The organism is Streptomyces sp. NPDC051567 (assembly GCF_044454165.1).
In the GTDB taxonomy this organism is placed as follows: Bacteria; Actinomycetota; Actinomycetes; order Streptomycetales; family Streptomycetaceae; genus Streptomyces.
The window spans coordinates 64,854-79,239 of sequence record NZ_JBITDK010000008.1 but is presented as its reverse complement, the minus strand read 5'-3'; the positions used below and the strand labels follow the sequence as shown (position 1 = coordinate 79,239).

Sequence of the window (14,386 nt, the reverse complement as noted above, 5' to 3'; positions counted from 1 at the left end):
CGACGACCCCCGCCGGGGGGGAGAGCGGGGGTCGTCCCCACGGTCCGACTCGGGGGGGGAGGAGCCAGACCGGGTTAGCACGGTCGCGAACGATCCGTGACTTCCATGGTGTACCCGAGAGGCTTCTCAGGCAAACCCACGCGCCACACCTTACGCCGAATGGTGGGCGCATATGCTCAAGGCGTGGAAAATCAGCCCTTGCCGCGCTCCTTGCCCCGCACCGCTGCCTTCTTCGACCTGGACAAGACGGTCATTGCGAAGTCGAGCACTCTGACGTTCAGCAAGTCCTTCTACCACGGGGGGCTGATCAACCGGCGAGCCGTGCTGCGTACCGCTTACACGCAGTTCATCTTCCTGGCCGGCGGCGCCGACCATGACCAGATGGAGCGGATGCGCGAGTACCTCTCAGCCCTCTGCAAGGGCTGGAACGTGCAGCAGGTCCGGGAGATCGTCGCGGAGGCCCTGCACGACCTGATCGACCCGATCATCTACGACGAGGCGGCCTCGCTGATCGAGGCCCACCACACGGCGGGACGCGATGTGGTGATCGTGTCGACCTCCGGGGCGGAAGTGGTCGAGCCGATCGGGGAGATGCTCGGCGCGGACCGGGTCGTCGCGACACGGATGGTGGTGGGCGAGGACGGCTGTTTCACCGGCGAGATCGAGTACTACGCCTACGGCCCCACGAAGGCGGAGGCCGTGCGTGAGCTGGCGGAGTCGGAGGGGTACGACCTGGCGCGCTGCTACGCGTACAGCGACTCGGCCACCGACGTGCCGATGCTGGAGGCGGTCGGGCACCCGCACGCGGTGAACCCGGACCGCGCGCTGCGGCGGGAAGCCGTCGCGCGGGAGTGGCCGGTGCTGGTGTTCAACCGGCCGGTACGGCTGAAGCAGCGGCTGCCGGGGCTGTCGATGCCGCCCCGGCCCGCGCTGGCCGCCGCGGCGGCCGTGGGTGCGGCGGCGGCCACCGCCGGGCTGGTCTGGTACCTGAGCCGGCGCCGGGGTCACGCGTCGATCGTCACCTGAGCCGCGCTCCCGGGCCCGGACCGTCCGGCTCCGCCGCTTCCCCGCGCCGGGCCCGCCCGGGCGGGCCCGGCGCGGGGGCCCAGGCGCCCTGGCCGGGCGCCGGAAGGGCGGGGGGATACGACCCCGGGGGCGTGTCGGGGCAGGTACGGGTCCGTGCGCGGGTGACGCACAGACACCCTGTCGGGTTTAGTCGGTTTCGTCCGGAAAAGTAAAGAAGTGCGGCCAGGGCTTTCGCTCACCTCCGAAGCGGAGTACAAAGGAGTCAACGGCCCGCGAGACCAAAGAACATCCGAGAGGATCATCTTTACAACGCAGTAAGGCCCACGGACCGAAGCATGAACGCCGAGGACCCACGCGACGTCGACCCGTCGAATACGGGCCAGCCGCACCAGGTGACGGGCAGAGTTCCCGGCCTGATGGGCAATCATCGAGGACGCTTGGTACCTGGGCGCAAGTGCCAGCGGCGACACCAGAGCAAGACGGTGTCGCCGCAACCCCGTTCAGGGGAGGAACCTCACGCCGCGCCGCGCTGGAGCGCTTCGCAGACCGCCGTCGACTCCCTGGCGCCGAGTCCGACCGCCCGGCCGCAGTGGGCGATCCAGGCGGCCATCCCCTCCGGAGTCCCGGACACATAGCCCTCGAAGGCCGCCAGGTACGCCGCCCGGCCCTGCTCCGCATGACCCACCTCCGCCGGGCAGACCGCCTTCGGGTCCAGGCCGCTGTTGATCAGGACGATGCGTTCGGCCGTCCGCGCGATCAGCCCGTTGTACGAGGCGAAGGGGCGCAGCGCCAGCAGCTCGCCGTGCACCACCGCGGCCGTGACCAGCGCCGGGGCCGAGCCGCCCGCGACGACCAGGCCGGAGAGGCCTTCCAGCCGCCCCGCCACCTCCTGGGCGTCGGGCAGTTCCAGCTCCACCAGGGGTTCGTCCACCGGCTCGTCGCCCAGCCGGGGACGGCCCACCACGTCCCCGTCCGCCGTCGAACCCGACGCCACGAGGTGCAGGCGCGCGAGGACCCGTAGCGGCGACTGGCGCCAGATGCTCAGCAGCTGACCGGCCTCCGCCGTCAGCCGCAGGGCCGCGCCCACCGTGCGCGCCTGCGGTTCCGAGCCGAAGTCGGTCCGGCGGCGCACCTCCTCCAGCGCCCAGTCCGCCCCGGAGAGCGCCGCGCTCCCGCGGGCGGCGCGCAGTGCGGCCTCCGAGGCGATCTCCGGGCTGCGGCGGCGCATCACCCGGTGTCCGTAGACCCGGTCCACGGCCTTGCGTACGGAATCCACGGACTCGGCGACGCCCGGGAGGGCGCCCAGGGCGGCCAGCGGGTCGGAAGCGCTACTCATAAGTAGGGAGCCTACGCACTGCGCACCCCCGCCACCGACCCCTCCTTGGAGTGGTCTTCTTCACTCACCTTGACCACACCACGCGGTCGATCCACTACTCTTGGTGAACATGAAGATCGCTTTCGTGGGAAAGGGCGGCAGCGGCAAGACGACGCTGTCCTCCCTCTTCATCCGCCACCTCGCAGCCAACGAAGCCGCCGTCGTCGCCGTGGACGCCGACATCAACCAGCACCTGGGTGCCGCGCTCGGACTCGGTGAGGACGAGGCCGCCGCGCTGCCCGCCCTGGGTGCGCACCTGCCGCTGATCAAGGACTACCTGCGGGGCTCCAACCCGCGCATCCCGTCCGCCGACGCGATGATCAAGACCACCCCGCCCGGCACCGGATCGCGCCTGCTGCGGGTCACCGAGGACAACCCGGTGTACGAGACCTGCGCGCGCACGCTGCTGCTCGACGGGGAGCCCGTACGGCTCATGGCCACCGGACCGTTCACCGAGTCCGATCTGGGGGTGGCCTGCTACCACTCCAAGGTCGGCGCGGTCGAGCTCTGCCTCAACCACCTGGTCGACGGCCCGGACGAGTACGTCGTCGTCGACATGACGGCCGGTTCCGACTCCTTCGCCTCGGGCATGTTCACCCGGTTCGACGTGACCTTCCTGATCGCCGAGCCGACCCGCAAGGGCGTCTCCGTCTACCGCCAGTACAAGGAGTACGCGCGGGACTTCGGGATCACGCTCAAGGTGGTCGGCAACAAGGTCCAGGGGCCGGAGGACGTCGATTTCCTCCAGGACGAGGTGGGCGAGGACCTGCTCGTCACCGTGGGGCACTCGGACTGGGTGCGGACGATGGAGAAGGGCCGGCCGGCCGCCTTCGAGCTGCTGGAGGCGACCAACCGGCTCGCCCTCCAGACGCTCCAGAACGCCGCCGACGACTCGTACGCGCACCGCGACTGGGCCCGGTACACGGAGCAGATGGTCCACTTCCACCTGCGGAACGCGCAGAGCTGGGGCAACGCCAAGACCGGGGTCGACCTGGCGGACCAGGTCGACCCCGATTTCGTCCTGCACGAGGGGATCGAGGGGCTCGTCAGCCCTCGTTCGCACCCGCATCAGCCGGCTCAGCAGCCGGCTTGACATCCGCGGGGGCGGACGGCTTGGCCGGCGGCCCCGCGGTCAGGAACTTGGCCCAGCCGTCCTTCGGCGTCTGGCCGACGTCGAGCGTGCGCATCCATTCCAGGGTCTTCGGGTCCTGGGCGTCCAGCCAGTCGGCCAGCTCGCGGAAGGGCACGCAGCGGACCTCCTTGCGGGTGCACATGCTCTTGATGGACTCCTCGACGGCGCGCATGTAGGTGCCGCCGTTCCAGGACTCGAAGTGGTTGCCGATGATCAGCGGCGCGCGGTTGCCCTGGTAGGTGCGATCGAACGCCTGCAGCAGGCCGTCGCGCATCTGGTCCCCCCAGTAACCGTGCTGCGAGGGGTCGCCCTGCGTCGTCGTGCCGGACTGGTTCACGAGGTAGTTGTAGTCCATGCTCAGGGTCTCGAAGGCGCGGCCCGGCAGGGGTACGAGCTGGAGCGGGAGGTCCCAGAGCCCGTCCGTCTTCTTGGGCCAGATCTGCTTGCTGATGCCGCTGGAGTCGTAACGGAAACCCATGTCCTTCGCCGCCAGCATGAAGTTCTTCTGGCCTTCGAGGCAGGGGGTCCGGGCGCCGATGAGCTCCTTGTCGTAGTCGAAGGGGAGCGGCTCCTGGTTCTTGAGGCCGGCGTTGGTCCTCCAGTTCTTGACGAAGGACTTGGCCTGGTTGATCTCGCTCTTCCACTCGGCGACGGACCAGGTGCCGACGCCGCCGTCGGGGCCGCAGAAGTGGCCGTTGAAGTGCGTGCCGATCTCGTTGCCCTCCAGCCAGGCCCCGCGGACCTGGGTGACGGTGTCCTTGATGCCCTGGAGGTCGCCGAAGCCGATGTCGGAGCGGCCGGGCGAGTGCTGCGGCGCGGTGTAGAGGGAACGCTTCTCCTCCGGCAGGAGGTACACACCGCTGAGGAAGTAGGTCATCCGGGCGTTGTACTTCTTGCCGACCTCGCGGAAGTGCGAGAAGAGCTTCTGGCTGTCCTCGCCGGCCCCGTCCCACGAGAACACCACGAACTGCGGCGGCTTCTCGCCGGGCTTGAGCTTCTGCGCCTTCTGCACGTGGGGCTGCTGGCCGGTGTACACGGTCGAGCCGTCGCCGATGGGCCGCTTGACGGTGCCGGGGGCGGGTGCCTCCGGGGCTCCGGCGCCCTCCTTGGTGGCCTGGCCGCCGGGGGCGGTGGGCTTGGCGGGCCCCGAGGTGCTGCACCCGGCGACCCCCAGGACCAGCGCCGTGGCGACCAGGCCACCGGCGATCTTCTTCGTGGCGGCGATCATCCGTCCACCTCTCCCTCGCAGTTCCTTCGCAGGACTTCCGCGCCGCAACGTCCCATGCGGTCTGCTTTGAAGAAGGTGTGACAAGCCGTACTAAATACTTAATCACCCTTGCGGGGGAATTCGTAGGCTATTTGCCCGTATTACCTACCGCAGATCTTTACTCTCCATTACCGTTCATTTACCGAGTGTTGAGACTCCCGCCGCTTCACCCCTCCGACCGAGGAGACGGGACCTATGACAGCCACCTCCCCGGACACCGCTTCAGGCGTCCGTACGGCCACCTCCCCCACGCGTCCCCGCAAGGACCTGCCCGCAGACCTCTCCGCCTCCGTCGCCGTCTTCCTGATCGCCCTGCCCCTCTCCCTGGGCATCGCCCTGGCCACCGGCGCCCCGCTCCAGGCCGGCCTGGTCGCGGCAGCCGTCGGGGGAATCGTGGCCGGGCGGCTCGGCGGGGCTCCGCTCCAGGTCAGCGGGCCCGCCGCCGGACTCACCGTCGTCACCGCCGAGTTGATCCAGCGTTACGGATGGCGTACCACGTGCGCCATCACGGTGCTCGCCGGCGTGTGCCAGCTCGCCCTCGCCGCGCTGCGGACCGCGCGGTCGGCGCTCATGGTGAGCCCGGCCATCGTGCACGGCATGCTCGCGGGCATCGGCGTGACCATCGCCCTGGCCCAGCTGCACATCGTGCTCGGCGGCACCCCGCAGAGCTCCGCCGTGGCCAACGTCAAGGGGCTGCCCGCCCAGTTGGCCGACCTGCACCCCGCGTCGCTCGGCATCAGCCTGCTGACCATGCTCGTCCTGCTCGGCTGGACCCGGCTGCCCGGGAAACCGGGCCGGGCCCTGCGCAAGGTGCCGGCCGCGCTCGCCGCCGTCACCGCGGCCACCACCGTCGCGGCGCTGGCCGGGCTCACCCTGCCCCGGGTGGACCTGCCCTCCTGGCGCAGCCACGCCCTGCCCGAGCTGCCCCAGGGGCCGGTCCTCGGCCTCATCGCCGCTGTCCTGACCATCACCCTCGTCGGCAGCGTGGAGTCCCTGCTCTCCGCCGTCGCCACCGACAAGCTGATCGCCTCCGAGCGGGGTACGGAGAACCGTCCGCCACGCGCCGACCTCGACCGGGAGCTGCGCGGCCAGGGTGCGGCGAACATCGTCTCCGGGGCGCTGGGCGGGCTCCCCGTCACCGGGGTCGCCGTCCGCAGCGTGGCGAACGTCAAGTCCGGCGCGGTCACCCGGAGGTCGTCCATGCTGCACGGGTTCTGGGTCCTGCTGGCGGCCGGACTGTTCGTCCCGGTCCTCGACCTGATCCCGCTGGCCGCGCTGGCCGCGCTGGTGATGGCGGTGGGGGTGCAGATGGTCAGCATCACCCATCTGCGCAACGTCACCCGGCACCGGGAGATCCTGGTCTACGGGGCGACGATCGTCGCCGTGGTCCTCGGCGGGGTCCTGGAGGGCGTCGCCATCGGCATCGCGGTGGCGGTGGCCGTCGCCCTGCACCGGGTGGCCCGGACCCGGATCACCCTGGAGGAACTGGACAGCGGGGTCCACCTGGTGTGCGCGCGCGGGCAGCTGACCTTCCTGGCGGTGCCTCGGCTGAGCCGGGTGCTGAACCAGATCCCGGCCTACGGGCACGCGGTGGTCGAGCTGGACGGCTCGTTCATGGACCACGCCGCGTACGAGACGCTCCAGGACTGGCAGGACTCCCATCTGGCGCACGGGGGCTCCCTCGAAGTCACCGGCCGCTCCGGGGCCCGTATCTCCGAAGCCGGGCCGGAGTCCGGGCCGGGACCCGACCACGGCGGGAGCCCGCGCGCGGCGCACCACTGCTGCCGGCCCTGGACCCCCTGGCAGAACCACTGCGACCACCGGCCCACGGGCGCGCGTACGGCGTCGGAGGCGGAGCGGACCGCCTTCGAGGAGGCGGCGGCGCCCGCATCGCGCAAGCGCGGCGCCGGGCAGCTGGCCAGCGGGATCAGCGCCTTCCAGCGGGACACCGCACCCCGTGTCCGCGAGGAGCTGGCCCGGCTGGCCCGCGAGGGCCAGCGGCCCTCGCAGCTCTTCCTCACCTGCGCGGACTCCCGGCTGGTGACCAGCATGATCACGGCCAGCGGCCCGGGGGACCTGTTCACCGTCCGCAATGTCGGCAACCTGGTCCCGCCGCCGGGGGCCGAGTCCACCGACGACTCGGTCGCGGCGGCCATCGAGTACGCCGTGGACGTGCTCAAGGTGGACAGCATCACGGTCTGCGGGCACTCGGGCTGCGGGGCGATGCAGGCCCTGCTCAGCTCCGTGCCCGGGGCGCCGGTGACCCCGCTGCGCCGCTGGCTGCGCCACGGCCTGCCCAGCCTGGAACGGATGGCCAGCCGCCACCACGCCTGGGCCCGGATCTCGGGGCGGCTCCCGGCGGACGCCGTGGAGCAGTTGTGCCTGACCAACGTGGTGCAGCAGCTGGAGCACCTGCGGGCGCACGAGTCGGTGGCCCGGCGGCTCGCCGAGGGCACGCTGGAGCTGCACGGGATGTACTTCCACGTGGGCGAGGCCCAGGCCTACCTGCTCTCCGCGGGCGAGGACTTCTTCGACTGCCGTGTCTTCGACAGCGTGGGACAGCACGTCTGAACCGATACCCTCCCGTATCCGTGCAATCGGTTGGCCTCCTCCCGCCCTGGTGGCGGGGGGAGGCCAACTGTGCGTCGGTCCGGAAGGGGTATAGGTCTACACCAATTTCCGGCTACCCCTTGTCACCCGGGCCGCTGACTGATGAGCTATGCCCGGGGACACAACGGACACCCTGGGAAAGGGAGATGTCGTGAGCAATGACAGCCTGGCCAATCTGCTCAAGGAGGAGCGGCGGTTCGCACCGCCTGCCGATCTGGCCGCCGCCGCCAATGTCACAGAGGCTGCGTACACACAGGCCGACGCGGACCGGCTGGGCTTCTGGGCCGAGCAGGCCCGGCGGCTGACCTGGGCCACCGAGCCCACCGAGACGCTGGACTGGTCCAACCCGCCCTTCGCGAAGTGGTTCGCGGACGGCAGTCTGAACGTCGCGTACAACTGCGTGGACCGTCACGTCGAGGCGGGCAACGGCGACCGGGTCGCCATCCACTTCGAGGGCGAGCCCGGCGACAGCCGCGCGATCACCTACGCGGAGCTCAAGGACGAGGTCTCCAAGGCCGCCAACGCCTTGACCGAGCTGGGCGTCCAGGCCGGTGACCGGGTCGCGGTCTACCTGCCGATGATTCCCGAGGCGGTCGTCGCGATGCTCGCGTGCGCCCGTGTCGGCGCCGCGCACTCGGTGGTCTTCGGCGGATTCTCCGCCGACGCCGTCGCCTCCCGCATCCAGGACGCCGACGCCAAGCTGGTGATCACCGCCGACGGCGGCTACCGCAGGGGCAAGCCCTCCGCGCTGAAGCCCGCCATCGACGAGGCCGTCGCCAAGTGTCCGCAGGTGGAGCACGTCCTCGTCGTCCGCCGGACCGGACAGGACACCGCCTTCAGCGAGGGCCGCGACGTCTGGTGGCACGACATCGTCGGCCGCCAGTCCGCCGAGCACACCCCGCAGGCGTTCGACGCCGAGCACCCGCTCTTCATCCTCTACACCTCGGGGACCACGGGGAAGCCCAAGGGCATCCTGCACACCTCGGGCGGCTACCTCACGCAGGCCGCGTACACCCACCACGCGGTGTTCGACCTGAAGCCGGAGAGCGACGTCTACTGGTGCACCGCCGACATCGGCTGGGTGACCGGGCACTCGTACATCGTCTACGGGCCGCTCGCGAACGGCGCCACCCAGGTGATGTACGAGGGCACGCCGGACACGCCGCACCAGGGCCGGTTCTGGGAGGTCGTGCAGAAGTACGGCGTCACCATCCTGTACACGGCGCCCACGGCCATCCGTACGTTCATGAAGTGGGGCGACGACATCCCCGCGAAGTTCGACCTGTCGAGCCTGCGCGTGCTGGGCTCCGTCGGCGAGCCGATCAACCCCGAAGCCTGGATCTGGTACCGCAAGCACATCGGCGGCGACCGCTGTCCGATCGTGGACACCTGGTGGCAGACCGAGACCGGCGCGATGATGATCTCCCCGCTGCCGGGCGTCACCGAGACCAAGCCGGGCTCCGCGCAGCGCGCGCTGCCCGGGATCTGCGCCACCGTCGTGGACGACGAGGCGCGCGAGGTCCCGAACGGCGGTGGCGGCTACCTGGTGCTCACCGAGCCGTGGCCGTCGATGCTGCGCACCATCTGGGGCGACGACCAGCGGTTCATCGACACCTACTGGTCCCGCTTCGCGGGCAAGTACTTCGCGGGCGACGGCGCCAAGAAGGACGAGGACGGCGACATCTGGCTGCTCGGCCGGGTGGACGACGTGATGCTGGTCTCCGGCCACAACATCTCGACCACCGAGGTCGAGTCGGCGCTCGTCTCGCACCCCTCGGTCGCCGAGGCGGCCGTCGTCGGCGCCAACGACGAGACCACCGGCCAGGCCATCGTGGCCTTCGTCATCCTGCGCGGCACCGCCTCCGAGACCGACACCCTGGTCGCGGAGTTGCGCAACCACGTCGGTGCCACGCTCGGCCCGATCGCCAAGCCGAAGCGGATTCTGCCGGTCCAGGAGCTGCCGAAGACCCGCTCGGGCAAGATCATGCGCCGGCTGCTGCGCGATGTGGCGGAGAACCGCGCGGTCGGTGACGTCACCACTCTGGCCGACTCCTCGGTCATGGACCTGATTCAGTCCAAGCTTCCTGCCGCGGGCAGCGAGGACTGACACTCCCGCACCCACGGCGGTGAGCAGGGGCATTCGGCGCAACGCGCCGGATGCCCCTTTCGCGCATAAAGTGACGATCACCGGATACGACCTTGCGTGCACCCTGTAAAATATTGAAAGCGTAAAGAAAGTCCACAGGGTGTGCCGGGAAGTCTGGTCGGCAAGTGCTTCGCCATGCCGTCCAACCCACCCCGGAGGTTCCTCACGTGGCCGCGCCCCGCTCCACCGACCCCCAGAGCCGCAAGCTGCTCGGCCGGCTCTCGCTGCCCGAGCGCCGGTTCGTCGCCGACGCCCTGCGCGCCGAGACGGTCGGCGGTGTGCTGCTCCTCGTCGCCGCGATAGCCGCCCTGATGTGGGCGAACATCCCCGCCGTCTCGGACAGCTACGACAGCGTCCGCAACTTCCACATAGGCCCCGCCGCCCTCGGACTGGACCTCTCGCTCCAGCACTGGGCGGCCGACGGCCTGCTCGCCGTCTTCTTCTTCGTCGCCGGCATCGAGCTCAAGCGCGAACTCGTCGCGGGCGACCTGCGCGACCCCAAGGCCGCCGCCCTCCCGGTCGTCGCCGCCCTGTGCGGCATGGCCGTGCCCGCGCTGGTCTACACCCTGGTCACCACCCTCGGCAACGGCTCGACGAGCGGCTGGGCGGTCCCGACCGCCACCGACATCGCCTTCGCGCTCGCCGTCCTCGCGGTCATCGGCACCTCGCTGCCGTCCGCCCTGCGCGCCTTCCTGCTGACCCTCGCGGTCGTCGACGACCTCTTCGCCATCCTGATCATCGCGGTCTTCTTCACCAGCGACATCGACTTCCTGGCGCTCTGCGGCGCGCTCGCGGGCCTGGTCCTCTTCTGGTTCCTGATCCGCAAGAACGTCCGCGGCTGGTACCTCTACGTCCCGCTGGCCCTGGCCATCTGGGGCCTGATGTACAACAGCGGCGTCCACGCGACCATCGCGGGCGTCGCCATGGGCCTGATGCTGCGCTGCCACCGCAAGGACGGCGAGGAGCACTCCCCCGGCGAGCACATCGAGCACATGGTCCGGCCGCTCTCGGCCGGGCTGGCCGTGCCCCTCTTCGCCCTCTTCTCCGCCGGGGTCTCCCTCTCCGACCACGCCATCGCCCAGGTCTTCACCCGGCCCGAGACCCTCGGCGTCGTCCTCGGCCTGGTCGTCGGCAAGACCGTCGGCATCTTCGGCGGCACCTGGCTGGCCGCCCGCTTCACCAAGGCCGAACTGAACGAGGACCTCGCCTGGCCCGACGTCTTCGCCGTGGCCACGCTCGCCGGCATCGGCTTCACCGTCTCCCTCCTGATCGGCGAACTCGCCTTCGCCGGGGACCAGGTCCTCACCGACGAGGTCAAGGCCGCCGTCCTGATCGGCTCCCTCATCGCCGCCGTGCTCGCGGCCGTCATGCTCAAGCTCCGCAACCGCACCTACCAGGCGCTCACCGAGGCCGAGGAGCGCGACGAGGACCACGACGGCATCCCGGACATCTACGAGGAGGACAAGCCCGACTACCACCTGCGGATGGCCAGGATCTACGAGGAGAAGGCCGCGGAACACCGCCGCAGGGCCGCCGCCGCGACCGAAGCGACCGCCGGGTCCAGCGGCGGGGGCAACCGTCCGGCATGATCTGACTGACGACGCGGGACAGCCGCCGAAAGCCGCCGACGGCACAGACGTCACGGACGGCCCCGGCGGCAGACGACAAGAGGGAGAGAGTGATGAGCGCAGTGGACCAAGAGGCGCGAGGAGCCGAGCGCACACTCGGCCAGCTGGTCGCCTCGGCCACCGCCGAGATGTCCGCCCTGGTGCACGACGAGATCGCCCTCGCCAAGGCGGAACTCCGCCAGGACGTCAGGCGCGCGGGGATCGGCAGCGGCGCGGCCGTGGCCGCCGGAGTGCTCGCGCTCTTCTCCCTCCCGGTGCTGAGCTTCTCCGCGGCCTATGGAATCCACAGCACCGGACTCGGCCTGGTCTGGTGCTTCCTGATCGTGGGCGCGGCCTTCCTGCTGATCGCGCTCCTGCTGGTGCTGCTGGCCGTGGCGAAGTTCAAGAAGGTCAAGCCGCCGGAGCGGACCATCGCCTCGGTCAAGCAGACCGCGGCGATCGTAGGGACCGTCAAGCCGCACCCGCGACCGGTGAGTGAGCAGGCCCTGGGTGTGACACGCTCCTCCTCATGACAGCGCCCACGCCGGACTCCAGCACTCCCCCCACGGCCGCCTCGGTGGTCCGGCGGGAGGGCCCCTGGACGCACCGGGACGTCGCGGCCAACGGCGCCCGCTTCCACGTGGCCGAACTGGGCGACGGGCCGCTGGTGCTGCTGCTGCACGGCTTCCCGCAGTTCTGGTGGACCTGGCGCCACCAGCTGACCGCGCTCGCCGACGCCGGCTACCGGGCGGTCGCGATGGACCTGCGCGGGGTGGGCGGCAGCGACCGGACCCCGCGCGGCTACGACCCCGCCAACCTCGCCCTCGACGTCACCGGGGTCATCCGCTCCCTCGGCGAGCCGGACGCCGCCCTCGTCGGGCACGACCTGGGCGGCTACCTCGCCTGGACGGCGGCCGTGATGCGGCCCAAGCTGGTGCGCCGGCTCGTGGTCTCGTCCATGCCGCACCCGCGCCGCTGGCGCTCGGCGATGCTGTCGGACTTCGGGCAGACCCGGGCGAGTTCGCACATCTGGGGCTTCCAGCGGCCCTTCGTCCCCGAGCGGCAGCTCATCGCCGACGACGGGGAACTCGTGGGGCGCCTGATCAGGGAGTGGTCGGGGCCGCGCCCGCCGCAGGACGAGGACGTCGACGTCTACCGGCGCGCCATGTGCATCCCGTCCACCGCGCACTGTTCGATCGAGCCGTACCGCTGGATGATGCGGTCGACGGCCCGCCCGGACGGGCTCCAGTTCAACCGGCGCATGAAGCGGCCGGTGCGCGTGCCGACGCTGCATCTGCACGGCTCGCTCGATCCGGTGATGCGGACGCGGAGCGCGGCGGGTTCCGGGGAGTACGTCGAAGCCCCGTACCGCTGGCGGCTGTTCGACGGCCTGGGGCACTTCCCGCACGAGGAGGACCCGGCGGCCTTCTCCGCCGAGCTGGTCAACTGGCTCAAGGACTCCGAGCCGGACCGCTGACCACCCGTCGGCCCGCCGGGGCGCCCGCCGGGGCGCCCGCCGGGCCCTCCTTCACTTGCCGCGCGCATAGGCCAATTGGCCGCCCCGGACGGGATTACCGACCTTGGGCCACGGGCACAGCTCGATGTATGGGCTGGACGCACGACGACTACGGTGACACCGCACACGAAAGCCGCCCGGCCACCCCGCCGGGCCCCCACGAGAGGGCGGGCCGGCACGGCCACGACCCCCGACTCGGAATCTCCCGCATCCTGCGCCGCAGGGCCCGCTGGGTCTCCGCGCGCCTGCGCCACACCCGGACATGACCACCACCGGCCCGCCCTGCTGCCGTACCGGGCGGCGCGGGCCGGTGGACCTTTCCGGTCGGACGGGCCTAGGCCCTGTCGTCAAAGTGATGCCTGGCCCGCGACGCCCGGCACCGCACCTCACCGCGTTGCCGGAGCGCCCAAGTACTCCAGTACTACGGGCACCCCTCCGCCTTGCGATGCACGGCACCGGGCGCCACGGGCCTTACCGGCATCACTTTGACGACAGGGCCTAGAGGGCGCAGCCCTGGCTGTCGACACGGCGGTCGGCGGTCGTGCCGAGCCGGATGTCGTCGCGGATCTCGTCCGCCGTCAGCGCGTAGCCGGTGTTCGGGTCGTCGAGGGACTTCGCGAAGACGACCCCGTACACCTTGCCGTCGGGCGCCAGCAGCGGTCCGCCGGAGTTGCCCTGGCGGACCGTCGCGTAGAGCGAGTAGACGTCGCGGCGGACGGTGTCCCGGTGGTAGATGTCCGGCCCGTTGGCGTTGATCCGGCCCCGGACCCGGGCCGCGCGGACGTCGTAGCCGCCGTTCTCCGGGAAGCCCGCGACGATCGCGTCGCCGCCGCTCACCGCGTCCTTGTCGGTGAACTCCAGTGGCGGAGCCTTCAGGCTGGGCACGTCCAGGACGGCGATGTCGCGCGCCCAGTCGTAGAGCACGACCTTGCCGTCGTAGAGCTTGCCCTCGCCGCCGACCTGCACGGTGGGCTCGATCACCCCGCCGACGACATGCGCGTTGGTCATCACCTTGCCGGGCGCGAAGACGAAGCCCGTGCCCTCCAGCACCTTGCTGCACGTGGGCGCGGTGCCGACGACCTTCACGATCGAACGTTTGGCCTGCTCGGCTACGGAGCCGTGCGCGAGGGCCGGATCGGGCTCCTTGACCTCGGTGATCTGCTCGTCGGCGAACGGGCTGAAGACCTGCGGGAAGCCGCTCCGCGCGAGGGTGGAGCTGAAGTCCGAGAACAAGGTGTTCGCCTGGCTGGGCATCACACGTGACACGCCGAGGAGCACCTGGGAGGCGCGGACCTCCTTGCCGAGGGTGGGCAGGGAGGTCCCGGCGAGCGCGGAACCGATCAGCCAGGCCACCAGCAGCATCGCGACCACGTTGACCAGCGCGCCGCCGGTCGCGTCGACCGCGCGCGCCGGTGACCAGGTGATGTGGCGACGGAGCCGGTTGCCGAGGTGGGTGGTGAACGCCTGGCCGATCGAGGCGCAGACGATGACCACGACGACGGCGAGGACGACGGCCGTGGGCGAGACCTGGGTGCCGTTGTCGGTCACCCGGTCCCAGACCAGCGGGAGCAGGGCCACGGCGACGAGGCCACCGCCGAGGAAGCCGGTCACCGACAGGATGCCGACGACGAACCCCTGGCGGTAACCGACGATCGCGAACCACACGGCGGCGAGCAGCAACAGGATGTCCAGCACGTTCACGTGGGT

At 70.8% G+C, this 14,386-nt stretch carries 10 protein-coding genes; 7 read left to right on the top strand and 3 right to left on the bottom strand.

Annotated elements, in window-relative coordinates; translation table 11 throughout:
- The first annotated feature begins 159 nt into the window (after positions 1–159).
- Positions 160–1,026, top strand: a complete 867-nt coding sequence (locus ACIA5F_RS12000; protein ID WP_399351907.1) for an HAD family hydrolase — start codon at positions 160–162, stop codon at positions 1,024–1,026.
- 514 nt (positions 1,027–1,540) lie between these two features.
- On the opposite strand, the gene ACIA5F_RS11995 is transcribed toward ACIA5F_RS12000, so the two are convergent.
- Positions 1,541–2,362: an oxidoreductase gene (locus ACIA5F_RS11995; RefSeq protein WP_399351905.1), complete on the bottom strand. Its 822-nt coding sequence runs from the start codon at positions 2,360–2,362 to the stop codon at positions 1,541–1,543.
- A 109-nt stretch (positions 2,363–2,471) separates the two neighbouring features.
- Between ACIA5F_RS11995 and ACIA5F_RS11990 the strand changes: the two genes are divergently transcribed.
- Positions 2,472–3,494: an ATP-binding protein gene (locus tag ACIA5F_RS11990; RefSeq protein ID WP_399351904.1), complete on the top strand. Its 1,023-nt coding sequence runs from the start codon at positions 2,472–2,474 to the stop codon at positions 3,492–3,494.
- On the opposite strand, the gene ACIA5F_RS11985 is transcribed toward ACIA5F_RS11990, so the two are convergent.
- On the bottom strand, positions 3,448–4,761 hold the full coding sequence (locus ACIA5F_RS11985; RefSeq protein WP_399351902.1) for a hypothetical protein: 1,314 nt from the start codon (positions 4,759–4,761) through the stop codon (positions 3,448–3,450). The genes ACIA5F_RS11990 and ACIA5F_RS11985 overlap by 47 nt on opposite strands.
- 234 nt (positions 4,762–4,995) lie before the next feature.
- Between ACIA5F_RS11985 and ACIA5F_RS11980 the strand changes: the two genes are divergently transcribed.
- From ACIA5F_RS11980 to ACIA5F_RS11960, 5 genes are all read left to right on the top strand, one after another.
- The gene (locus tag ACIA5F_RS11980) at positions 4,996–7,371 is read left to right on the top strand and encodes a bifunctional SulP family inorganic anion transporter/carbonic anhydrase (RefSeq protein WP_399351900.1); all 2,376 of its coding nucleotides are present in this window, start codon (positions 4,996–4,998) and stop codon (positions 7,369–7,371) included.
- Between the two features lie 148 nt (positions 7,372–7,519).
- A complete protein-coding gene (acs, locus tag ACIA5F_RS11975) occupies positions 7,520–9,517 on the top strand; it encodes an acetate--CoA ligase (RefSeq protein ID WP_399351898.1) in 1,998 nt (665 codons plus the stop codon).
- A 206-nt stretch (positions 9,518–9,723) separates the two neighbouring features.
- Complete coding sequence (nhaA, locus tag ACIA5F_RS11970) at positions 9,724–11,145, top strand: Na+/H+ antiporter NhaA (protein WP_399351896.1); 1,422 nt, start codon at positions 9,724–9,726, stop codon at positions 11,143–11,145.
- Positions 11,146–11,237: 92 nt separating this feature from the next.
- The gene (locus ACIA5F_RS11965) at positions 11,238–11,696 is read left to right on the top strand and encodes a phage holin family protein (RefSeq protein WP_399351894.1); all 459 of its coding nucleotides are present in this window, start codon (positions 11,238–11,240) and stop codon (positions 11,694–11,696) included.
- Positions 11,693–12,640 (top strand): alpha/beta fold hydrolase, encoded by a 948-nt coding sequence (locus ACIA5F_RS11960; RefSeq protein WP_399351892.1) that lies wholly within the window; start codon positions 11,693–11,695, stop codon positions 12,638–12,640. Before ACIA5F_RS11965 ends, ACIA5F_RS11960 begins: the two co-directional genes overlap by 4 nt.
- A gap of 537 nt (positions 12,641–13,177) precedes the next feature.
- Here ACIA5F_RS11960 and ACIA5F_RS11955 read toward each other — a convergent pair.
- The gene (locus ACIA5F_RS11955) at positions 13,178–14,380 is read right to left on the bottom strand and encodes a MarP family serine protease (protein WP_399351979.1); all 1,203 of its coding nucleotides are present in this window, start codon (positions 14,378–14,380) and stop codon (positions 13,178–13,180) included.
- Positions 14,381–14,386 lie beyond the last annotated feature (6 nt).